Consider the following 22,575-nt stretch of genomic DNA (forward strand, 5'->3'; position numbering starts at 1 on the left):
ATTTTCCGGTGACACGAATGCGATCAGGTTACCCCTGAGATACCTAGCGCCGCAAGGCGGGCACGATCAGGAATGGAATCATTCCGAGGATCACGCTCGCAAGTGCGAAGGCGAGCAGGGCGTTGTAGCCGTGCGTCGCGTCATGGATCAGGCCGCCGCTCCAGGAGCCGAACGCCGAGCCGATGCCGCTGCCGATCGAGATCGTGCCGTAGATGGTGCCCACGCGCTTGCCCTGGAAGATCCGCATCGCGGTCGCGCTGATCAGCGGGCCGCGCGAGCCCATCATGCTGCCGAAGCAGACGATGAAACCGGTGAGCAGCAGCATGTTCGGGGAATATTGCAGCAGCCAGAGCAGGGCGATGCCGAGGATCGAGATCGCGTAGCTCAAGAGCACGGACGGCCTTCGCCCGATCAGGCCGTCGAGCGCAGACACACCGAGCATGCCGAACACCAGCACGACGCCGGAAAAACCCCAGGCGGTCGCGGCCTGGAGCGGGGGGAAGCCGGCATCGATCAGATACGCCACGATCTGCGCGGCGATCGCGTACATGCCGACGGCGGTGAAGAAGAACGTCGAGAACAGCGCCCAGAAGGCGTGGTGACGCATCGCGCGGAGCAGCGTCCAGCCGTTGTCGACGAAATCAGGATCGGTCTTCTTCACGACATGCGGCGAGCCCGCGGCGAACAGCCGCCACGGCAGCAGCAGTAGCGGGACCAGGAGGCCCAAGGCGGCGAAGCCGAACAGCTGGTAGGTGCCGCGCCAGCCGATGTGATCGATCAGCAGCTGCGAGGCCGGCAGCAGCACCAGCACGCCGCCGCCCATCGCCGAATACACCACCGACATCGCGGTCGGCAGGCGCGGCCCGAACCAGCGGCCGAGCAGGATCGAGTTCGGCACGATGCCGATGAAGGCGATACCGACGCCGACGCAGAGGCCGATCGAGAGCTGGAACTGCCACAGGCGCTGCGCGTGCGCCGCGATCAGGAAGGCGGCGCCGAGCAGCAAAAGGCCGAGCGCATAGACAATGCGCGGTCCGGAATGATCGAACAGGCGTCCGACGAAGGGGGCGGTAAGGCCGCTCGCAAGCCAGGTGAGTGAATAGACCGAGACGATCTGCGCGCGGTCCCAGCCAAAGCTTTCCGAGATCGGCTTCAGGAATACCGTAAAACTGTCGCCGAGCCCGCGGCCCAGCACGGCCAGCGTGAAGCAGAGTGCGAGCACGGTGAGCGCGACGCGCGCGACGCCTTGCGGTGTCGCCGCGACGCCGTCACGGTGCGTATCCTTGCTCGCTTCCCTAGGCTTGTTCTGGTCCATTGCCCTCAGGGAGCGCGCTCCGGCGCCCCCTGACAAGCAGTGAAAAGCTCATACGCCTATGCAGGCTTGATGAGCACGTGCTTCTTCTTGCCGAAGGACAGCTTGATCACGCCTTCCGGCGTCAGATTGCCTGCCGACAGCGCCATCTTCTCGTCGGTGACGGGCGCATCATTGACGCGCAGGCCGCCGCCTTTGATCTGGCGCCGCGCTTCGCCGTTGGAGCCGACGAGGCCTGCCTTGACGAAGGCGTTGAGCACGCCCAGGCCGGCGTCGAGCTCGCCGCGCGGAATTTCCACGGTCGGCAGGCTTTCGGCGAGCGCACCTTCCTCGAAGGTGCGGCGCGCGGTCTCCGCGGCTTCGCGCGCGGCGTCGCGGCCGTGCAGCAGCGCGGTCGCTTCGGTCGCGAGCACCTTCTTCGCCTCGTTGATCTCCGAGCCGCCGAGCGCCTCGAGCTTCTTGATCTCGGCCATCGGCAGCGTCGTGAACAGTTTCAGGAACTTGCCGACGTCGGCGTCCTCGGTGTTGCGCCAGTACTGCCAGAAGTCGTACGGGCTGAACTGGTCGGCGTTGAGCCACACCGCGCCTTGCGCGGTCTTGCCCATCTTCGCGCCCGAGGCGGTCGTCAGCAGCGGCGTCGTCAGCGCGAACAGCTGGTGCGTGCCCATGCGGCGGCCGAGATCGACGCCCATGATGATGTTGCCCCATTGGTCCGAGCCGCCCATCTGGAGTCGGCAGCCGGTGCGCTTGGCCAGCTCGACGAAGTCGTAGGCCTGGCAGACCATGTAGTTGAACTCGATGAAGCTCATCTCCTGCTCGCGCTCGAGGCGCAGCCGCACGGAATCCATGGTCAGCATGCGGTTGACCGAGAAGTGCCGGCCGACGTCGCGCAGCATCTCGATCCAGTTCAGCTTGGTCAGCCATTCCGCATTGTCGAGCATGACGGCGTCGCTCTTGCCCTCGCCGTAACGCAGCACCTTGGCGAACACGCCGCGGATCGATTCCTTGTTGGCCTCGATCTCGGCAATGGTGCGGATCGCGCGCGTCTCGTCCTTGCCGGAGGGATCGCCCACCATGGTGGTGCCGCCGCCCATCAGCGTGATCGGCTTGTTGCCGGACTGCTGCAGCCAGTAGAGCATCATCATGGTCAGATAGTTGCCGATGTGCAGCGAGCGGGCGGTGCAATCGTAGCCGACATAGGCCGTGGCCTCGCCCTTGGCGGCGAGCGCGTCCAGCCCCTCGAAATCGGAGCACTGGTGGATGAATCCACGTTCCTGCAGGGTGTTGAGGAAATCCGATTTAAATGCAGTCATCTGTCGGCGTACCTGACAATTCTTGGTTTACCGTTTTGGGGGCAATTTAAGGGTCTTCCGCGGGAACCCGATTGGCCGCCCGCCACTTGGCGCGTTGGCATTATAAGATGTGTCCCTCTGGCACAAGATCGGCATGCCAGGGCGGGTTTCTTGAGGACGCTGGTCCATGATGTTGACGGCACTCGGTTTGATGAGCGGCACCTCGCTGGACGGGGTGGATGTCGCGCTGATCGAAACCGACGGAAAGCAGGTGAAGGCATTCGGGCCATCCGGTTACCGGCCCTACGGCCCGGCCGAGCGCAACCTGCTGCGCCAGGCGCTGAGCGAGGCCGTGCATCTGCAGCAACGCGACGCCCGCCCGGGCATTCTGGGCGATGCCGAGCGTGCGGTAACGCAGGCCCATGCCGAGGCGGTTGCGGCCTTCCTCGCCCAGAACCGGATGAGGGCGGAGGACATCGACATTGTCGGCTTTCACGGCCAGACCGTGCTGCATCGGCCCGAAAGACGGCTGACGGTGCAGATTGGCGACGCGCCGGCGCTGGCAAGGGCCATCCACATTCCCGTGATGCACGACTTCCGCGCCGCCGACGTCGAGGCGGGCGGGCAGGGCGCGCCGCTCGTGCCGGTCTACCACCGCGCGCTCGCCCATTCGCTGGAGCGCGAAGGGCCAATCGTCGTGGTCAATGTCGGCGGCGTCTCCAACATCACCTATATCGACGGCAACGATACGCTGATCGCCTGCGACACCGGCCCCGGGAACGCGTTGCTGGACGATTTCATGTACCGCACCATGAACCAGGCGTTCGATGCCGAAGGAAAGTTCGCCGCGCTCGGCAAGGTAGACGAAGCCTGGATCGCGCGGGCGCTGGAGCTGCCGTTCTTCGCAAGCCCGCCGCCGAAATCGCTCGACCGCAACGATTTTGCGGCCCTGCGGCTCGGCGAGGTGGCGCCGGCCGACGGCGCGGCGACGCTGACCGCCTTCACCGCCGCCGCGATCGCCCGTGTCATTCCGCTGTTGCCGCGCCGGCCGCGGAGCTGGATCGTCTGCGGCGGCGGCGCCCGCAACCTCACCATGCTGCGGATGCTGCGGGAGCGGGTGGGCTCGGCGACGGTCGAGGCGGCCGAAACGCTCGGCTGGGCCTCCGACGCCATCGAAGCGCAGGCCTTCGGCTTTCTCGCCGTCCGCGGCATGAAAGGCCTGCCACTGTCCTATCCCGCCACCACGGGCGTGCCGATGCCGATGACGGGCGGGGTGATTGCCAGGCCCTGAAGATTACTGCCTGACGATCACGCCCGGTTGATGCAAATGCATTGACCTTGACGGGTAGATGCAGTTGCATTTATATTTGATGCAGTTGCATCTAACCGCCGGGATCGTTGCCATGACCGCTTCACTGAAACTGATCAGCCACAAGCTTTGTCCCTATGTGCAGCGCGCGGTGATCGCGCTGAAGGAGAAGGGCATGCCGTTCGAGCGGATCGACATCGATCTCGCCAACAAGCCGGACTGGTTCTTGAAGCTCTCGCCGCTCGGCAAGGTGCCGGTGCTGGTGGTGACGACCGAGAGGGGCGAGGTCGCGCTGTTCGAGAGCAACGTGATCTGCGAGTACATCGAGGAGACGCAAGCAGGCAGCAGGCTGCATCCGGCGGATCCGTTGCAGCGGGCCGAGCACCGTGCCTGGATGGAGTTCGGCTCGGCGATCCTCGGCGACCTCTGGGGCCTGGAAACGACGACCGACGCGGCGACGTTCGAAAGCAAGCGCCAGGCGCTGGTCGCAAAGTTCGCGCGTGTCGAGGCCGCGCTCGGCGCGGGGCCGTTCTTTGCCGGTGACGCCTTTAGTCTCGTCGATGCCGTGTTCGCGCCGGTCTTCCGCTATTTCGATCTGTTCGACGAATTGACCGAGCACGGCATCTTCCGCGATGTGCCGAAGGTGCGCGCCTGGCGCGCCGAGCTCGCAAAGCGTCCGAGCGTGCGCGGCGCGGTTGGCGCGGACTATCCGCAACTCTTGCGCGCCTTCCTCGTTCGCCACGACGCGCATCTGCTCAAGCTCGCGGCCTGAGCGCATGTCGCAATCCGTGGCCTGGCTGTTGCTGGTGATCGCCGGCGCGCTCGATGTCGGCTGGGCGATCTCGATGAAGTACGCGGAAGGCTACACGCGGGCAGGCTGGAGCGTTATTTCGCTCGTGCTGCTTGCTGCTTTCGTATTCCTGCTCGGACGCGCCTTGAAGGTGCTCGAGGTCGGCGTCGCCTATTCGGTTTGGACCGGCATCGGTGCGGCCGGCACCTTCATCATGGGCGTCGTATTGTTCGGCGAGAGTTTGAGCGCGATGAAGCTTGCCGGCATCGCGCTCGTCTTGATGGGGATCGTCGCGCTCAAGCTCGCTTGAGCCGCAGCCTTCACCGCACGTTGGCGAGGCGCATGTCGAGATAGGCCGTGATGGTTTCCATCAGCGGCTCGAGCTTGGAGTCGAAGAAGTGGTTGGCGCCGGGGATGATCTGCTGGTCGATCACGATGCCCTTTTGCGTCTTCAGCTTCTCGACCAGCGTGTTGACGTCCTTGGGCGGCACCACCGCGTCCTTCTCGCCGTGAACGATCAGGCCTGAGGACGGGCAAGGCGCGAGGAACGAGAAGTCGTAGAGGTTGGCCGGCGGCGCGATCGAGATGAAGCCCTCGACCTCGGGGCGGCGCATCAGGAGCTGCATGCCGATCCAGGCGCCGAAGGAGAAGCCGGCGACCCAGCAGGCGCGCGCCTCGGGATTGATGGTCTGTGCCCAGTCGAGCGCGGCGGCTGCATCCGACAATTCGCCGGTGCCATGGTCGAACGAGCCCTGGCTGCGGCCGACGCCGCGGAAATTGAAGCGCAGCACCGAGAAGCCGCGATGCGCGAAAGCGTAGTAGCACTGGTACACGATCTGATGGTTCATCGTGCCGTGGAACTGCGGATGCGGATGCAGGATCATCGCGATCGGCGCGTTCTTCTGCTTGGCCGGGTGATAGCGGCCCTCGAGGCGGCCGGCAGGGCCGGTGAAAATGACTTCAGGCATCGATGATCTCTGATTTAAGTCCCTTGGAGGTGATCCCTGCGCAATCGTCCGATTGTGGCTCTCGCAGCGTTGCCGCCGACGAGAGCACGGATGAAAGGTGGAGAGGCGCGCCCTCGGATGATGCGCGAGTGGCGCGCGGGTGAACTGACGCGCGCTTCTAACACGAGGCCAGGGTCAAAAAGCAAGCTTCTTCGACATCTCTCAATCAGCTCAACAGCTTAGCCAGTCATTGTGCTGTCATCTCCGGCCCGCCTCCCAGGATCGGGACCTGCCTGAATCAACCGGAGCCGGCAGGGGTTGCCCGCTGCGCCGGAGGGCAGCGCTCAACCGATTGGAATCACGATTGTTTATGGATCGCCGGTGGCGCTTCCCGCCGGGGCGGTTCGGCTTCCGAGCGCGGCGACGGTCGACCGGTAACGCCGGCTGCCGCCGAGGGTCTGGCCGTTGTCGAAGGCGAGCTCGAAATCTCCTGACGGCTTGAGGTCCACGCCGCGCACCCGGTCGAGATTGGCAAGCTTGGTCCGATGAACGCGAACGATGGAAAAGCGCGCCAGCTCGCTTTCCGCCGCCGCCAGCGTGCCCCGGATGAGGTGCTGGGTGCCGTCGGCGAGGCTGTATTCGATGTAGTTGCCGGCGGACGCCACCCAGAGGATGTCGCGCGGCACCACGCGAATGCGGCTGGTGCCGTCACGCAGCCAGATCAGATCGGGAGACGGGGGCTGCGGGGCGGGCGGCGCTGACGAAGCGATCGCGGCCCTCTTCAGCTCACGCCGGCTTTCGAGCAGCCAGATCGTGGCGCCGATCAGGACAACGGCCACGGCGTCTTTCCGGAATTCGTACAGGACCGTCGCGAGCGAGAACCGGAAATCGTAGGCGCCGCCGGCGAGCCAGAGCGCGAGCTTCCGCACCCAGACCATGCCGGCGATGTGGAGGGTGGAGAAGCCGAGCAGGGCGATCGCCCCGATTGCCGCCTGTGCGGCGAGGCCCGGTGTCCGGCGCATGCGGCGGACCGCCAAGACCAGGATCGGCAGCAACAGCAGGATGACGCCGATGCTCGACATCTCCCAGAACAGCCGACGGCCGATGTCGTAGCTGTCGCCACGCCAGGCCGCGTCCTGCGCGCCTGAAAACGCATTGACGATTCCGATCGCGAGCGCGACGGCCGCGATCGCTGCGAACATCATCCGGTCGCCGCCGCTGATCCCAAAAGACCCGCGACTCGTCCCAGCTGCCGGCGGCTCATCCCCTCGCGTCCGATTCTGATCCCAAACCGGCTCGACGCGCGCCGCAGACGGAGCATTTTCGGTGTCAGCCATTTTCGATGTCAGCTCTGGCCCCAAAACCGCGTTCGTCGTCCCGTCAAGGAGCAGAAAACCATGACAACACCACAGCAATTCCAAAGCTCGGAAAGACGTATCGACCTGGACCGGGTGCGGATTTTAGCCTTCGGGCTCTTGATCTTCTACCACGTCGGCATGCTCTACGTGTCCTGGGGATTCCACATCAAGAGCGCGCACCGGCTGACCTGGCTGGAACCGGTGATGCTATTCCTCAACCCCTGGCGGCTGTCGCTGCTGTTCCTGGTGTCCGGGGTTGCCACCCGCTTCATGCTCGGCAAGTCCAGCCTGGCCTCGCTCGCGGGTGCGCGATCGGCGCGGCTCCTGATCCCGCTCATCTTCGGCATGCTCGTGATCGTGCCGCCGCAGGCCTATCTCCAGATCGTCGAAAGCCTCGGCTATCCCGCCGGCTTCCTCGATTTCTACACCAGGCACTACTTTGCCTTCGGCCCGCAGTTCTGTCCGAACCCGTGCATCGTGTTGCCGACCTGGAACCATCTCTGGTTCGTGGTCTATCTCTGGGTCTACACGATGGCCTTGATCGGCGTGCTCGCGCTGTGGCCGGCGGGGGCTGACTGGATTGGCCGTAAGCTTGCTGGCATGCTCGCCGGACCATGGCTGCTGATCGGGCCCTGCCTGCTGTTTGCGGCCTGGCGCCTGGTGCTGTTCCCGGCTTTCCCGTCGACGCACGCGCTGTTCGGCGACTGGTATAACCACGCCGACCACGCGACGGCCTTCCTGATCGGTTTCCTGCTGGCCCGGCAGGAGGGGATCTGGCGCGAACTGGAGCGCCAGCGCTTCGTGGCCCTGCTGGCGGCCGTCGCCTGCTTCTCTGCCTTCATCCTGGTACGCGCCGGCCTGTTCGCGCCGTCGCCTGCGCTGAAGTGGGCCGCGGCCTCGGCCTATGGTTGCTATCAATGGCTCGCGATCGCCGCCGTTCTGGGGTTTGCGCGGCGCCATCTCACCGCCGACAGCCCGGCGCGGCGCTATCTCACCGACGCGATCTTCCCGTACTACATCGTGCACCAGACCGCGATCATCGTGATCGCTCATCGATTGCGCGACAGCGGTCTGCCGGCCGGGACCGAAGCGCTGATTGTCATCGCTGGGACCGCGCTCACATGTGTGGCGACCTATGAAATTGTCCGGCGCGTTGCCTGGCTGCGGCCGCTGTTCGGATTGCGGGCGGTGCCGCGAACGGTGCGAAGGGTGGAACGGCAGCCGGCCTGACGAGTGCCCACGCTCCGATTGGCCGGACGACAAAAGGTGCTAAGAGGGCGAGATGCCGAACCGTGTCTATCTCGACTGGAATGCGACCACGCCGCTGCGCGCCGAGGCGCGGGCGGCGATGGTGGCGGCCTTCGACCTGGTCGGCAATCCCTCCTCGGTCCATGCCGAGGGGCGGGAGGCGCGGCGGCTGGTCGAAGAAGCTCGCGCGACGCTTGCGGCCGCGGTGGGGGCGCAGCCGCGCAACGTCGTCTTCAGCTCAGCTGGAACCGAGGCCAATGCGCTGGCGCTCTCGCCGGGCTTGCGGGGTCCGTCCGGCGGACCTGTCGCGCGGCTGCTGGTCTCGGCGGTTGAGCACGCCTCGGTGCTGGCCGGCGGCCGGTTCCCGGCGGACAAGATCGGCCTGATCCAGGTCACGCGCTCCGGCGTGGTCGACCTCGATCAGTTGAAGCGGCAGCTGAAGGACGGCCCGCCAGCCCTGGTCTCGGTCATGGCCGCCAACAACGAGACGGGCGCCGTTCAGCCCGTCACCGAGGCTGCGAGCATCGTCCACGAGGCCGGCGGCCTCCTGCATGTCGACGCGATCCAGGCACTGAGCAAAATACCGTTCGATATCAATTCGGTAGGCGCGGACCTTGCCACCTTTTCTGCGCACAAGATCGGCGGTCCCAAGGGGGTCGGCGCCCTGGCGCTGACCGAGGGGATAAGCGGCCTTGAGCCGGTGCTGCGGGGCGGCGGGCAGGAGCTCAACCGTCGGGCCGGAACCGAGAACATTGCCGGGATCGCCGGCTTCGGGGCCGCGGTAAAGGCTGCGCTTCAGGCTCTGCCGGAGGATGTGAAGCGCATGGCAAGCCTCAGAGATCGTTTGGAAAATGGCCTTCGTGACGTACCCGGGACGACCGTCTTTGCGACAGAGGTGGCGCGGTTGCCAAATACCGCCCTTTTCACCGCGCCGGGCTTGAAGGCCGAAACCGCCGTGATCGGGTTCGATCTGGAGGGAATCGCGGTGTCCTCCGGCTCCGCCTGCTCCTCCGGAAAGGTCCAGCCGTCTCACGTCCTGTCGGCGATGGGCTATGATCCCGCGGTGGCCCAGGGAGCGGTGCGTCTCAGTCTGGGCTGGTCCACGGAACCGGAGGACATCAATCGGGCGTTAGAGGCTTGGCGAAAGCTTGGTAATACCCTACTTAAGAGATGAGCGACGAAACACGGCTTGAACGGTTCTAAGCCCGTGCTTTCCGCGGAGAAATATCGTAATACTCGTCCAAGTTTGATCCACCGCGGTCCTTGAAACCGCGAGCGGAGGATGGAATGCCAGCCGTACAAGAGACGGTCGAGCGCGTGAAGCGCATCGACGTCGACCAGTATCGTTATGGGTTTGAGACCCTGATCGACACCGAGAAGGCCCCCAAGGGGCTATCGGAAGAGATCGTAAAATTCATCTCGCAGAAGAAGAACGAACCCGCCTGGATGCTGCAGTGGCGGCTGGAGGCCTATCGGCGCTGGCTGACCATGACGGAGCCGACCTGGGCCCGCGTCGACTATCCCAAGATCGACTTCCAGGACCTCTATTACTACGCGGCGCCGAAGCCGAAGAAGACGGTCTCCTCACTGGACGAGATCGATCCGGAGATCCTGAAGACCTACGAGAAGCTCGGCATCCCCTTGCGGGAAGTCGCCATGCTCGAAGGCGTCGAACCCAAGCCCGGCGAGGAGGATCCGACCCGCCGCAAGATCGCGGTCGACGCCGTGTTCGACTCGGTCTCGGTTGCGACCACGTTCAAGGCCGAGCTGAAGAAGGCCGGCGTCATCTTCATGCCGATCTCCGAGGCGATCCGCGAGCATCCTGAGCTGGTGCAGAAATATCTGGGTTCGGTGGTTCCGACCTCGGACAATTTCTATGCGACGCTGAACTCGGCGGTGTTCTCCGACGGCTCGTTCGTCTACGTGCCGCCGGGCGTGCGCTGCCCGATGGAGCTGTCGACCTATTTCCGCATCAACGAGCGCAACACCGGCCAGTTCGAGCGCACGCTGATCATCGCCGACAAGGGCTCCTACGTCTCCTATCTCGAGGGCTGCACCGCGCCGCAGCGCGACGAGAACCAACTGCATGCCGCGGTGGTCGAGCTCGTCGCGCTCGACGATGCCGAGATCAAATATTCGACGGTGCAGAACTGGTACCCCGGCAATTCGGAAGGCAAGGGCGGCATCTACAATTTCGTCACCAAGCGTGGCGACTGCCGCGGCGCCAATTCCAAGATTTCCTGGACCCAGGTCGAGACCGGATCGGCGATCACCTGGAAATATCCGAGCTGCATCTTGCGCGGCGACAACTCCCGCGGCGAGTTCTACTCGATCGCGATCTCGAACGGCTTCCAGCAGGTCGATTCGGGCACCAAGATGATCCATCTCGGCAAGAACACGTCGAGCCGGATCATCTCCAAGGGCATCGCCGCCGGCAAGTCGCAGAACACCTATCGCGGTCTCGTCACGGCGCATCGGAAAGCGACCGGGGCGCGCAACTTCACCGCCTGCGATTCGCTGCTGATCGGCGACAAATGCGGCGCGCACACCGTGCCGTACATCGAGGCCAAGAACTCGTCGGCGACCTTCGAGCACGAGGCGACGACCTCGAAGATCTCCGAGGACGTGCTGTTCTACTGCATCCAGCGCGGGCTCAGCCAGGAAGAAGCGGTCGGCCTCGTCGTCAACGGCTTCGTCAAGGACGTGCTGCAGCAGCTGCCGATGGAATTCGCGGTGGAAGCGCAGAAGCTGATCTCGATCTCGCTCGAAGGGTCGGTCGGCTAATTGCCGACCCTCGCGGCGCGCGCCTCGCGCACCAACATCAATTGAATTGAATAGACTGGATACCAAGATGGCTTTGCTTGAAGTGAAAGACCTCAAGGTTCGTGTCGAGGAGCGTGAGATCCTCCACGGCCTGACGCTGACCGTGAACGAGGGCGAGGTGCACGCGATCATGGGGCCGAACGGCTCCGGTAAGTCGACGCTTTCGCACGTCATCGCTGGCAAGCCCGGCTACGAGGTCACCGACGGCCAGATCCTGTTCAGGGGCGAGGACCTCTTGGAGATGGACCCGGACGAGCGCGCCGCCAAGGGCGTGTTCCTGGCGTTCCAATATCCGGTCGAGATTCCCGGCGTCACCACCATGAATTTCCTGCGCACTGCGCTCAATGCGCAGCGAAAGGCGCGCGGCGAGAGCGAGCTGATGGTGCCGGACTTCCTGAAGAAGGTCCGCGAAGTCTCGAAGTCGCTGAACATTCCGCAGGACATGCTCAAGCGCGGCGTCAATGTCGGCTTCTCCGGCGGCGAGAAGAAGCGCAACGAGGTGCTGCAGATGGCGCTGTTCGAGCCGAGCCTGTGTATCCTCGACGAGATGGATTCCGGTCTCGACATCGATGCGCTGCGGATCGCGGCCGACGGCGTCAATGCGCTGCGCTCGCCGGGGCGTGCGATGGTCGTCATCACCCATTATCAGCGGCTGCTCAACTACATCGTGCCCGATTTCGTGCACGTGATGTCGAGGGGCCGCGTCGTGAAGAGCGGCGGCAAGGATCTGGCGCTGGAGCTGGAAGCCTCCGGCTACGCCCAGTTCGAGGATGCCGCGTAAGGAATTTTCAAGATGAACGTTGCTGTGGCAAAGACCGGGGGCGGCCGCGCGGTGAGCGATCTCTTCGCCAGCGCCGAGGGCCGCTTGCCGGGTTCGCCTGATGTGGCAGCAGTGCGCCGCGAGGCGTTCGAGACCTATGAGCGTCTCGGCCTGCCGCACCGCCGGATCGAGGAATGGAAATACACCGACCTGCGCGCGCTGGTCGGCGAGATGCTGCCGCTGGCAGGCGCGCCCGATGCCGCCGCGGTGAAGCGCGCCGCGGACGCGGTCAAGGCGCATGCCATCGCGGGCGCCCGCAAGCTGGTGCTGGTCGACGGCGTGTTCGCAGCCGAGCTTTCCGACGTGAAGGCGCTTGCGTCCGAAGTGAGCTTCGAGACGCTGCGCGAGACGCTGGACAAGGATGCCGGTCTCCTCAAGACCGCGTCCAGCGATGCCGTGATCGCGCTGAACGCAGCAATGGCGACCGACGGCGTCGTGTTGTCGATTGCGGATGGCGCGCAGCTGTCCGTGCCGATCCAGATCATCCACATCGCGACCGCCGCGTCGACCTCGGCCTTCACCCGCTCACAGATCGCGGTCGGGAAGGGCGTTCGCGTCACCATCGTCGAGACTTTTGTTGCGGCGGAAGCCAAGGCCTATCAGGTCAACGACGCCGTCATCGTCTCGGTCGGTGACAACGCCGACGTCGCACATATCCGCCTGATGGACGACGCGCCCGACGCTGTGAACGTCACCTCGCAGTTCGTCACCATCGGCGCCAATGTGAAGTTCAATTTCTTCAACATGACCACGGGCGCCGCGGTGAGCCGTCTTCAGGGCTTCATCACGCTGGCCGGCGAGGGCAGTGAGCTCTCGGCCAACGGTGTCAACTTGTTGAAGAAAACCGAGCACGGTGACACCACGCTGGTGGTCGACCATGCCGTGCCGAATTGCGTCAGCCGCGAGATCTTCCGCGCCGTGATCGACGACCGCGCCCATTCGGTGTTCCAGGGCCGCATCATCGTCCGCCCCGACGCGCAGAAGACCGACGGCAAGATGATGACCCGGGCGCTGCTGCTGTCGGACGAGGCCGAAGCGGACAACAAGCCCGAGCTGGAAATCTTTGCCGACGACGTCTCGTGTGGCCACGGCGCGACCGCCGGCGCGCTGGACGAGAGCCTGCTGTTCTATCTGAAGGCCCGCGGCCTGCCGGAGAAGCAGGCCCAGGCGCTGCTGATCCAGGCCTTCGTCGGCGAGGCGATCGAGCAGATCGCCGACGATACCTTGCGCGAGCACGTGATCGGCATCGCCGAGCGCTGGCTGGAGCGGCGGTCATGAGCACGCATCCGGCGGTCAAGAACGGGGCCTATGACGTTGCGCGCGTGCGCCAGGATTTTCCGGCGCTCGCCATGCAGGTCTACGGCAAACCGCTCGTGTATCTCGACAACGCCGCCTCGGCGCAGAAGCCGAGCGCCGTGCTGGACCGCATGACGCAGGCCTATACGTCCGAATACGCCAACGTGCATCGCGGCCTTCACTACCTCGCCAATGCCGCGACCGAAGCCTATGAGGGCGGCCGCGCCAAGGTGGCGCAGTTCATCAACGCTGCGCGCACCGAGGAAGTGATCTTCACCCGCAATGCGACCGAGGCGATCAACCTGGTCGCATCCTCCTGGGGTGCCCCCAATATCGGGGAAGGCGACGAGATCGTCATTTCCATCATGGAGCACCACTCCAACATCGTACCCTGGCACTTCCTGAGGGAGCGCCAGGGCGCGGTCATCAAGTGGGCGCCGGTCGACGACGAGGGCAATTTCCTCATCGACGAGTTCGAGAAGCTCTTGAGCCCGAAGACCAAGCTGGTTGCGATCACGCAGATGTCGAACGCGCTCGGCACCATCGTGCCGGTCAAGGACGTCGTCAGGATCGCCCATGCCCGCGGCATTCCGGTGCTGGTCGACGGCAGCCAGGGCGCGGTGCATCTGCCCGTCGACGTCCAGGACATCGGCTGCGACTTCTACGTCTTCACCGGCCACAAGGTCTATGGCCCGACCGGCATCGGCGTGCTCTGGGCCAAGTACGACCACCTCGTCGCGATGCGCCCCTTCAATGGCGGCGGCGAGATGATCCGCGAGGTCTCACGCGAGGTCGTCACCTATGGCGATCCCCCGCACAAGTTCGAGGCCGGCACGCCGGCGATCGTCGAGGCCGTCGGCCTTGGCGCCGCCATCGACTACGTCAATTCGATCGGCAAGGAGCGCATCGCCGCCCACGAGGCCGATCTCACCGCCTACGCCCAGGAGAAGCTGCGCGAGATCAACTCGCTGCGGCTGATCGGCACGGCGCGGGGCAAGGGCCCGGTGATCTCCTTCGAGCTCAAGGGCGCGCATGCCCATGACGTCGCCACCGTGATCGACCGCCAGGGCATCGCGGTGCGCGCCGGCACCCATTGCGTCATGCCGCTTTTAGAGCGGTTCAACGTCACGGCCACCTGCCGGGCCTCGTTCGGCATGTATAATACGCGGGAAGAAGTCGATCATCTGGCACAGGCGCTGCTGAAGGCGCGGGATTTGTTCGCATGAGTGACACGGCCGAAATCAAAGCCAATCCGATGGAGACCCATTCGGCGCTGCCGCCGGAGGAGACCGAGCGTCTCACCACCGAGATCATCGCCGGGCTCAAGACCGTGTTCGATCCGGAAATTCCGGCCGACATCTACGAGCTCGGGCTGATCTACAAGGTCGAGATCAAGGACGACCGCTCGGTGGACGTCCAGATGACGCTGACGACGCCGAACTGCCCGGCCGCCGGCGAGCTGCCGACCATGGTCGAGAACGCGGTCGCCAGCGTCCCCGGCGTCGGCGTGGTCGACGTCAAGGTCGTCTGGGAGCCGCCGTGGTCGCCCGAGCGCATGAGCGACGAGGCGCGCCTCGTGCTGAACATGTGGTGACGGCCTCGGCCCGCATTGAATTCGCTCCGCAACGGACCACATAAACAACATGACCCAGGCGACACCAGCATCCTCCACTCCGAAGCCGCGGCGTCCGCGCCCGCAGGTGATGCGGCTGACGGACGCTGCTGCCCAGCGCATCACCGAGCTGACCCAGCGCGCCGATTCCGAGATCGTGGGCCTGCGCGTCGGCGTCAAGAACGGCGGCTGCGCCGGCCAGTCCTACACGGTCGAATACGCCCACGAGATCCGCCCGACCGACGAGGTCGTCGAGGACAAGGGCGTCAAGATCCTGGTCGATCCCAAGGCCGTGCTGTTCCTGCTCGGCACCGAGATGGACTACAAGGCCGACAAGATGCAGGCCCAGTTCGTCTTCAACAATCCCAACCAGATCTCCGCCTGCGGCTGCGGCGAATCGGTCGAGCTGCGGCCGGCCAAGATCGACGGGTAATCTCTCCACCGTCATTGCGAGGAGCCCGCGACAAAATTGCGAAGCAATTTTGCGCTGGCGACGAAGCAATCCAGACTGCCTCCGCGGCGGAAGTCTGGATTGCTTCGCTTCGCTCGCAATGACGGAAATGCTATGAAGGCTCACTTGCTTGCGCAGGGTAGCCTCCGATGGACCGCGAATTCCTGATCGACCTGTTCGCCGATTTCGGCCCGGTCACCATCCGAAAAATGTTCTCGGGCTTCGGCATCTCCGCCGACGGCGTCAATTTCGCGCTGTCACTGCGCGCCGGCCTGTTCTTCCGCGCCGACGAGACGACCATTCCCGATTTCGAAGCCGAAGGCTCGAAGCCGTTCCAGTATTCGACCCGCGCCAAGACCGTGGTGGTGAATTCCTACTGGGAGCTGCCGGCGCGCCTGTTCGATGATTCCGCAGAGCTGGCGCAATGGGCGAGGGCGGCGCTCGCCGCGGCGCAGCGCGCCAAGGTGAAGAAACGACCGAAGGCGAAGAAGGCGGTGAAGAAGAAGGTTGCGCCGAAGAAGCGTCTGGCGAAGAAGGTTGCCAAGAAGACGGTGCGTAGGGTGGGTTAGCGCAGCGTAACCCACCACTTCATCCATCTTGATAGACAAGAGGTGGGTTACGCTGCGCTAACCCACCCTACAAATGCGAGGATGAACGTCACGCCACCCGGCTGTGGCTCTCGATCGCGAATTCCGGATCGGCTTCGCAGATCACGCGGTTGCGGCCGTTGCGCTTGGCGGCGTAGAGGCAGGCGTCCGCACGCTCGATCAGCGCGTCGGTGTCGTCACCCTCCCTCAGCATGGAAACGCCGACGGAGATGGTGACGCGGCCGAGGATCTCGCCGGTCGATTTCTTCTTCAATTCCTTCGCCATCACGGCGCGGCGGATGTGATCGGCCACCGTGAGCGCCTGGCGCATCGCGGTGTTGGGCAGCACCACCGCAAATTCCTCGCCGCCGTAGCGCGCGGTGATGTCCTGGCCCTTGATGGTCTGCTTGAGCGAAAGGCCGACGAGCCGCAGCACCTGGTCGCCGGTGAGATGGCCGTAGGAATCGTTGAACGACTTGAAGTGATCGATGTCGAACAGCAGCAGCGACAGCGGCTCGCCCGAGGCGAGCGCGCTCTGCACAGCCATGCCGATCATGCGGTCGAAATATTTGCGATTTCCCAGGCCCGTGAGCGGATCGGTCAGGCTCTCGGCGCGGATCGCCTCCAGGCTCTGCTGGAGATTGCTGATCTCGTTCTTCGACAGCGTCAGACGGTCTTCCAGCGCCTTGTTGGCCTCGCGCATCTCGCTGGTCGAGCGCAGCAGGGTCTCAACGATCGCCTTGATCTGGTCGCGGCTCTCGGCCGACGACAGTTTCTCGGTCGCACCCGAGAGGCTGGTATCGTAGGCCCCGGTCATGCCGAGCGCCTCGCCGAGCACCTTCACCACGTCGTCGATCTCGCCGACGACGCGCGCGCCGACCTTGTCGATGCGGTCGGTGGTCTTGATGTGGGAGAGATAGGTCTCGTAGATCTGCTCGAGATCGGCTTCGGTCAGCTTGCCGCTGCGCGCCAGCGTCTCATTGATGATCTTGTTGAGCGGTGCGTTGTAGCCGGTCGCGTAGACGTACCAAATCTCGTAATTGCGGGGAATGGCGGTCTGTCGCAGCGATCGGATCTGGCCGAGCGCCACCTCGGCGAACGCCATCGTGCGTTCGTGTTCGTCGAGCACCTTGATCACGGAACATCCCCACAGCGGCCGACGCGCCATCGACCGCAGCAATACTTAAATTATGTTCGTAGGCTAACGGACGATTGTGAACACCCCGTAAATATACGTTCACGGGCGCATCCAGATAATTGCAAAGCGAGGATTTTCAACCGAAGTCAGGTAGTACCGGCGCGCGTCAGGCGCCGGCGGGGGAGCGGACCGGCCGTAGCAGAAAAGCCGGCAGATGCGAGTGATCGCCCGGCTCGGTATCGACCTCGCGCTGGCGGCGCGGCTCGGGACGGCCGATCGAGGGCACATGCGACGAATTCGCTTGCGGTCGCGCACCATTGCGCGGCTCGGATGGTTGCCTGGCTTCGCGCGAAGGCCGTGCCTCGCGTGCGGGCCTCGCCTCGGGAGCCGGCCGGGCCTCGCCACGTGCCTCGCGCGGCTCGTGGCCGCGTTCGCGGTCATGACCGCGCCGCTCGCCGCGCTGCGGCTTGCCGCGTCCGCCGCGTGAACGCTCGCGGCCGCGCTGTTCGCGCGGACGCTCGCCTTGTTCGCCCGCTTCGGCGAGGACGTCATAGTCGCCTTCGGCGCGCGGAATGCTCTGGCCGATCAGCTTCTCGATCGCCGCCATCGATTTCTGGTCGAGCGGTGTCACGATCGAGATCGCGGTGCCGGTTCGGCCGGCGCGGCCGGTGCGGCCGATGCGGTGGACGTAGTCGTCGGCGTGGTGGGGAACGTCGAAATTGAAGACATGGCTGACCTCGGGAATATCGAGGCCGCGGGCGGCGACGTCGGAGGCGACGAGGAGGGGCAGCTCACCCTTGCGGAACTGGTCGAGTGCCGCCATGCGGGCCGGCTGGTCCATGTCGCCGTGCAGGGCGCCGACGCTGAAGCCGTGCTTCTGCAGCGATTTGTGAACGATCGCGACCTCGCGCTTGCGATTGCAGAAGATGATCGCGTTCTTGAGGTCTTTCGCCTCGCGCAGCAGGCGGCGGAGCAATTCGCGCTTCTCGTGCGCCTCGCGGCCGGCGGGTACCTGGGCTTGCGTCACGGTGACGGCGGTCGTGGCGGGCCTGGAGACCTCGACCTTCTGCGGATTGTGCAGGAAGGCCTCGGTGATGCGCCGGATTTCCGGCGGCATGGTCGCGGTGAAGAACAGGGTCTGCCGGGTGAAGGGGACGAGCTTGCAGATGCGCTCGATGTCGGGGATGAAGCCCATGTCCAGCATGCGGTCGGCTTCGTCGATGACGAGCAGCTCGACGCCGGTGAGCAGGAGGCCGCCGCGCTCGGTATGGTCGAGCAGGCGGCCCGGGGTGGCGATCAGCACGTCGACGCCGCGCATCAGCTTGGCATCCTGGTCGCCGAACGAGACGCCGCCGATCAGGAGGGCGACGTTGAGTTTCTGGCCGGCGCCGTAGCGGTCGAAGTTTTCCTTCACCTGGGCCGCCAGCTCGCGGGTCGGCTCAAGGATCAGCGTGCGCGGCATGCGCGCCCGGGCGCGGCCCTTTTCGAGGATGGTGAGCATCGGCAGCACGAATGCCGCGGTCTTGCCGGTGCCGGTCTGGGCGATGCCAAGCACGTCCTTGCGTGCGAGGACGTGGGGGATCGCCTGTTCCTGAATGGGGGTGGGGGTGGTGTAACCGGTGGCCGCCACTGCGGCGAGGACTTTTTCGGACAGTCCGAGATCTGAAAAGGACATTGAGCCTCTGGTCGAAACCGCCGTTCGGAATCGAGGGTAATAAGGCTGTCGCGTTCCACCCCGAAACGGCGCGCTCTCAAAGAAGCTGGGGGTGCTGACTCACGCGGACAAAGCGCAAGGCTCAGGAATCGCTCTTCGATCTGAGCCGCGTCGCCCCGGAACATAGGCGGGAATTGGCCAAAGTCAATGGAGCGGGCGCGGGAAGAGCCTAAAAAACCTGAGGTTTTTGCCCAAATCACGGGCGCGGCTCGGGTTTTCCCGCGAGGACCTCAGCCCGCCCGCCCGCGCCCAAGACGGCAGCTAACGCCCGTCCGTGCCCTTGTCAGTCCCCCTTGGCCCGGAAGTCGCCGGGGGCCATGCCATAGGCGGCGTTGAACACCCGGTAATAGGTCGCGAGGCTTTCGAAGCCGCACGAGGCCGCGATATCAGCGATCAGCCGCTCCGGCGCCTCGCGCAGGAGGCGGCGGCTCTGATTCAGGCGCTCGTCGGTCACCGTCTGGGAAAAGCTCTTCTCCGCCATCTCGAACAGCATGTGCAGGTGACGCACGGAGACGCCGAGCAGGTCGGCCACCATGGCCGGCGCCAGATTGGGGTCCTCAAGGTGGCGCACGATCAGCCGCCGGGCTTGCGAGAGGCGGGCGGTCCGCAGTGCCTCCTGTCCCCGACGGCTGCCGGGCCGCACGACGCCGCGCTCGATCAGCGCCAGATGGGCCAAAGCCTGGACCAAGGAGGTCTGGACGGCAGAGGCCGCATCGTCCGCGGCGATCTCGCCGAGATCGGCAAAGCAGGCCGCGAGAAGGGATGCCAGGGCCGGATGGTTGAAGGTCCTGGGCGCAAGCTCGCGCATGCGCTTGTCCTGCACCGGGATGCTGCTCACGGGGATCTTGAGGATCCGCAGGTGGAACCCCCCGGTGCCCAGCGGCGCGGTGCGGTAGGGCAGGTCGGTATGGCTGGTGGCGAAGCTGCCATTGGCAATCGCAAAGTCGCTCGTGCGCATGCCGCCGAACCAGCCACCGCTGCCGAGCTGCTGGTAGACGCAGATCGCCTCGCCCGGGGCGTAGGCGATGTCCGACGCGCTGCGCTCGACCGCGTAGGGCGAGGCTTTCAGCTCGACGAGGCCGGCGCCGCCCAGCCGACGCAGCGAGAATTCGCCGAAAAAGTCCGCGCGCCGTTCGCGCGCGAGCTCGGCGGTGACGCCGAACAATCCCCTGGCGCGCACCTCGCGCCAATAGTCGAACCGATCCTTCGGGTCGACCTCGTCCGTACACCAGTGCAACACGGCAGTCCCTCGCTTTCAGCGAAATTGTCCAAAGGGAAACAGATTCCAGCGGAATCGGCCATAGCCGGATCGCGCAACCGGAGCTCCAGGTCCCTTGAACCGTCGTCTGGTCTCGGCCGACTATCACACAGCGGCGGGGGGTCCCATGAACTGCCGTTCGAAGATCGGCGGCAGGGCCGGTTCTACAACAGGAATTTGCGATGACGCGTCGGCTTTTCAGAATTCTGGCGGCCCTTGGCCTCGCAGCAAGCCTGAGCGGCTTCGCCGCGCCCGCCTGTGCCGAGAAGCGCGTCGCGCTCGTCGTCGGCAACAACGACTACAAGAACGTGCCGAAGCTGCTCAAGGCCGTCAACGATGCCCGCACCATGGGCGACACGCTGAAGCAGCTCGGCTTCTCGGTGATGGTCGCCGAGAACCAGAGCCGGCAGCAATTCTCCGAGACGCTGCTCGCCTTCGACAAGGCGATCGAGCCCGGCGACACCGCGTTCTTCTTCTATGCCGGCCACGGCTTCGAGATCGCCGGCCAGAACTATCTGCTGCCGACCGACGTGCCGGCGGCGACCGAAGGGCAGGAAGAGCTGGTGCGCGACGCCTCGATCCTGGCCGACCGCATCGTCGAGCGGCTTCAGAACAAGAAGGCACGGACCTCGATCCTGGTGTTCGATGCCTGCCGCAACAATCCGTTCGAGCGCAAGGGCACCCGCGCGGTCGCCGGCGGCGGCGGGCTCGCGCCGATGACGCAGCTGCCCGAGGGCGTGTTCTCGGTGTTCTCCGCGGGTCCCCGCCAAACCGCGCTCGATCGCCTCTCCAATGACGACGCCAATCCGAATTCGGTGTTCACGCGCACTTTCGCCAAGGAGCTGCTCAAGCCCGGCGAGAACCTGGTGCAGGTGGCGCAGCGGACCCGCCGTGCCGTCAGCGAGATGGCCGATACCGTGAAGCACAGGCAGGTGCCTGTTTATTTCGACCAGATGGTCGACGATGTCTTCCTCAGCGGCCTCGCCAAGGACGCCGTCGCGCGTTCGGACGATCCGCCGCCGCAGAAGCTCGCGGCGCTGCCGCCGGTGTCGGTGCCGCAGATGCCCAAGGAGGAGGCCCTCAACGCGCCGATCGCGAGCTTCTCGCGGCACAATGGCGGCTGGAGCGTGACGTTCTCCTTCGCCGATCCGACGCTCGGCATTTCCTGGCGCATGGCCGGCGCGGGCGATTTCCGCGAGACCGGCTTCATCGACACGCTCGATCCGCGCACGCGCAAGCGGATGCCGAACCCGTCGATCGAGCTGCCGCCGGATGCGCAGGCCGGCACCATCGAGGTTCGCTACGTCGACCAGTCCGGCGACATGCAGGGCCCGTTCCCGATCAGGTTCGATCCCGAGGCCGCGCTGATCCGCGACCAGCGCAAGATCCTCGACATGACCTCGACGAGCTGGCTGTCGTTCCGCGAGTTCAACGGGCTGCTCGTCTATTACACCCACCTCGTCTCCTATCGCTGCGCCATCCGCGAGGTGCGCATCGGCATCGACACCGCCGTGCCCAATCAGGTGCTGAAGATGCCGGCCTGCGACATGCGTGATCCCAGCGCAGTCAGCGCCGGCATGCCGCTCTACATGAAGCTCGCGCCAAGCACGAAATCCGTCTCGGTCGAGCTGACCTATCGCGACGGCAGCGTCTCGGAGATCAAGAGCTTCAGGAGCGCGAACCGGAGCAACAATTGATGCGCTGTTCGGCCGGCGGATTGTGACAGGATCACCTTACGGCGTGAACGAAGTTAAATCGGACAGGTCAAGGTGAAAGTGCTAGAGCCGGGGATGACAAAATTCATCATCGCAGCGTTCCTTACGACGCTTCCGGTTCTGGCCCAAACGACTGCGGCCCCCGGCGCGCCGCCACTCACCGACCGCGAACGCGTCCAAGCGGATCGGGCGAAAGCCGCTGAAGAAGAGAGGGTCGCTCCGATCACCCGACCCTGGGATCGCGACGCTGACGGCAAGCGCCCGTGGGAACGGAAGTCGCAAAAGCCCTGAGGCAAGCGAACGTCGAGTCTCTCGGAAGGAACTACTCCTGCTGACTCGGATTGTCTGCCAAACCAGGGAGACGATCCATGATCCGCAAATCCATTCTCGTGATGATCGCTTGTGCTGCAGTCTCGACGACCGCCCTTGCTCAAGGCGGAGGTGGCGGCGGCGGTGGTGCGGGCGGTGCCAGTGGTGCCAGCGCGGGATCTGCGGCAAGCTCAGGTGCCGGAACGGGCACGTCGTCCAGCAGCGCCAATTCGGGACCGTCGGCTCCGTCCGGAATGGGGACCCAGGGAACCACCACCGGAGCGAACGTCAAGACCAACAACAGCCCGAACAATCCGAATGTTCAGCCACCGACCGCGAACGGTAGGTCGCCTGCTGCCGCCCAGGCCGAGCGAAACTCCGGCGTCGGTCATGCGCCCAATGGCATGCCGATCGGCAGTCCGGGGTCCGGGACCAGCAACGAAGACCAGAAATAGTCATCCCCGCATCAAGCAAAGGCCCGCGCTCCTGCGGGCCTTTGTATGCTGCGAACGGCCCGCACGGGCTGTCGCTGCAAATTGAGACCGTCTCGCCGTGAATCGCGCTAGTATCGTCAGGTATTTCTTGATCGATAGTAG

At 65.0% G+C, this 22,575-nt stretch carries 22 protein-coding genes; 15 read left to right on the forward strand and 7 right to left on the reverse strand.

Annotated elements, in window-relative coordinates; translation table 11 throughout:
• Positions 1–43: 43 nt before the first annotated feature.
• Complete coding sequence (locus tag N2602_RS18760) at positions 44–1,315, reverse strand: MFS transporter (RefSeq protein ID WP_260383532.1); 1,272 nt, start codon at positions 1,313–1,315, stop codon at positions 44–46.
• 56 nt (positions 1,316–1,371) lie between these two features.
• Entirely contained in the window at positions 1,372–2,625 is a 1,254-nt protein-coding gene (tyrS, locus tag N2602_RS18765; RefSeq protein ID WP_172788683.1) for a tyrosine--tRNA ligase, read from the reverse strand.
• 166 nt (positions 2,626–2,791) lie between these two features.
• Here tyrS and N2602_RS18770 point away from each other — a divergent pair, with 166 nt between their 5' ends.
• From N2602_RS18770 to N2602_RS18780, 3 genes are all read left to right on the forward strand, one after another.
• The gene (locus tag N2602_RS18770; protein ID WP_172788684.1) at positions 2,792–3,895 is read left to right on the forward strand and encodes an anhydro-N-acetylmuramic acid kinase; all 1,104 of its coding nucleotides are present in this window, start codon (positions 2,792–2,794) and stop codon (positions 3,893–3,895) included.
• A 112-nt stretch (positions 3,896–4,007) separates the two neighbouring features.
• Complete coding sequence (locus N2602_RS18775) at positions 4,008–4,685, forward strand: glutathione S-transferase family protein (protein WP_260383533.1); 678 nt, start codon at positions 4,008–4,010, stop codon at positions 4,683–4,685.
• A 4-nt stretch (positions 4,686–4,689) separates the two neighbouring features.
• The gene (locus tag N2602_RS18780) at positions 4,690–5,013 is read left to right on the forward strand and encodes a multidrug efflux SMR transporter (protein ID WP_260383534.1); all 324 of its coding nucleotides are present in this window, start codon (positions 4,690–4,692) and stop codon (positions 5,011–5,013) included.
• Positions 5,014–5,023: 10 nt separating this feature from the next.
• Here N2602_RS18780 and N2602_RS18785 read toward each other — a convergent pair whose 3' ends face one another.
• Positions 5,024–5,671 (reverse strand): alpha/beta hydrolase, encoded by a 648-nt coding sequence (locus tag N2602_RS18785; RefSeq protein WP_025036034.1) that lies wholly within the window; start codon positions 5,669–5,671, stop codon positions 5,024–5,026.
• A gap of 347 nt (positions 5,672–6,018) precedes the next feature.
• On the reverse strand, positions 6,019–6,855 hold the full coding sequence (locus N2602_RS18790; protein ID WP_260383535.1) for a LytTR family DNA-binding domain-containing protein: 837 nt from the start codon (positions 6,853–6,855) through the stop codon (positions 6,019–6,021).
• Positions 6,856–7,047: 192 nt separating this feature from the next.
• Here N2602_RS18790 and N2602_RS18795 point away from each other — a divergent pair, with 192 nt between their 5' ends.
• From N2602_RS18795 to N2602_RS18835, 9 genes are all read left to right on the forward strand, one after another.
• A complete protein-coding gene (locus tag N2602_RS18795; RefSeq protein ID WP_260383536.1) occupies positions 7,048–8,238 on the forward strand; it encodes an acyltransferase family protein in 1,191 nt (396 codons plus the stop codon).
• 52 nt (positions 8,239–8,290) lie between these two features.
• Positions 8,291–9,430 (forward strand): cysteine desulfurase family protein, encoded by a 1,140-nt coding sequence (locus tag N2602_RS18800; protein ID WP_260383537.1) that lies wholly within the window; start codon positions 8,291–8,293, stop codon positions 9,428–9,430.
• 113 nt (positions 9,431–9,543) lie between these two features.
• Positions 9,544–11,040 (forward strand): Fe-S cluster assembly protein SufB, encoded by a 1,497-nt coding sequence (sufB, locus tag N2602_RS18805; protein ID WP_260383538.1) that lies wholly within the window; start codon positions 9,544–9,546, stop codon positions 11,038–11,040.
• Positions 11,041–11,107: 67 nt separating this feature from the next.
• Positions 11,108–11,860, forward strand: coding sequence for a Fe-S cluster assembly ATPase SufC (gene sufC / locus N2602_RS18810; RefSeq protein WP_172788691.1), 753 nt, complete (start codon positions 11,108–11,110; stop codon positions 11,858–11,860).
• A 12-nt stretch (positions 11,861–11,872) separates the two neighbouring features.
• A complete protein-coding gene (gene sufD, locus N2602_RS18815) occupies positions 11,873–13,177 on the forward strand; it encodes a Fe-S cluster assembly protein SufD (RefSeq protein WP_260383539.1) in 1,305 nt (434 codons plus the stop codon).
• Complete coding sequence (locus tag N2602_RS18820) at positions 13,174–14,421, forward strand: cysteine desulfurase (RefSeq protein ID WP_172788693.1); 1,248 nt, start codon at positions 13,174–13,176, stop codon at positions 14,419–14,421. Before sufD ends, N2602_RS18820 begins: the two co-directional genes overlap by 4 nt.
• Entirely contained in the window at positions 14,418–14,789 is a 372-nt protein-coding gene (locus N2602_RS18825; RefSeq protein WP_063683732.1) for an SUF system Fe-S cluster assembly protein, read from the forward strand. The genes N2602_RS18820 and N2602_RS18825 overlap by 4 nt, the downstream gene beginning before the upstream one ends.
• A 49-nt stretch (positions 14,790–14,838) precedes the next feature.
• A complete protein-coding gene (locus N2602_RS18830; protein ID WP_158671097.1) occupies positions 14,839–15,240 on the forward strand; it encodes an iron-sulfur cluster assembly accessory protein in 402 nt (133 codons plus the stop codon).
• 167 nt (positions 15,241–15,407) lie between these two features.
• The gene (locus N2602_RS18835; protein ID WP_260383540.1) at positions 15,408–15,827 is read left to right on the forward strand and encodes a TfoX/Sxy family protein; all 420 of its coding nucleotides are present in this window, start codon (positions 15,408–15,410) and stop codon (positions 15,825–15,827) included.
• An 88-nt stretch (positions 15,828–15,915) separates the two neighbouring features.
• Here the strand turns inward: N2602_RS18835 and N2602_RS18840 are convergent, their stop codons facing one another.
• From N2602_RS18840 to N2602_RS18850, 3 genes are all read right to left on the reverse strand, one after another.
• Positions 15,916–16,983, reverse strand: coding sequence for a GGDEF domain-containing protein (locus tag N2602_RS18840; protein WP_172788695.1), 1,068 nt, complete (start codon positions 16,981–16,983; stop codon positions 15,916–15,918).
• 166 nt (positions 16,984–17,149) lie between these two features.
• Positions 17,150–18,658: a DEAD/DEAH box helicase gene (locus tag N2602_RS18845; protein ID WP_260383541.1), complete on the reverse strand. Its 1,509-nt coding sequence runs from the start codon at positions 18,656–18,658 to the stop codon at positions 17,150–17,152.
• A gap of 322 nt (positions 18,659–18,980) precedes the next feature.
• Positions 18,981–19,937, reverse strand: a complete 957-nt coding sequence (locus N2602_RS18850; RefSeq protein WP_260383542.1) for a helix-turn-helix transcriptional regulator — start codon at positions 19,935–19,937, stop codon at positions 18,981–18,983.
• 200 nt (positions 19,938–20,137) lie between these two features.
• On the opposite strand from N2602_RS18850, the gene N2602_RS18855 reads away from it, so the two are divergent.
• From N2602_RS18855 to N2602_RS18865, 3 genes are all read left to right on the forward strand, one after another.
• Positions 20,138–21,652, forward strand: a complete 1,515-nt coding sequence (locus N2602_RS18855) for a caspase family protein (RefSeq protein ID WP_260383543.1) — start codon at positions 20,138–20,140, stop codon at positions 21,650–21,652.
• 93 nt (positions 21,653–21,745) lie between these two features.
• Positions 21,746–21,961 (forward strand): hypothetical protein, encoded by a 216-nt coding sequence (locus tag N2602_RS18860; protein WP_172789126.1) that lies wholly within the window; start codon positions 21,746–21,748, stop codon positions 21,959–21,961.
• Positions 21,962–22,038: 77 nt separating this feature from the next.
• Positions 22,039–22,434: a hypothetical protein gene (locus N2602_RS18865; RefSeq protein ID WP_212258594.1), complete on the forward strand. Its 396-nt coding sequence runs from the start codon at positions 22,039–22,041 to the stop codon at positions 22,432–22,434.
• Positions 22,435–22,575: the final 141 nt, after the last annotated feature.

Origin of the sequence: Bradyrhizobium sp. NC92 (genome assembly GCF_025200865.1) — a bacterium.
Taxonomy (GTDB): domain Bacteria; phylum Pseudomonadota; class Alphaproteobacteria; order Rhizobiales; family Xanthobacteraceae; genus Bradyrhizobium.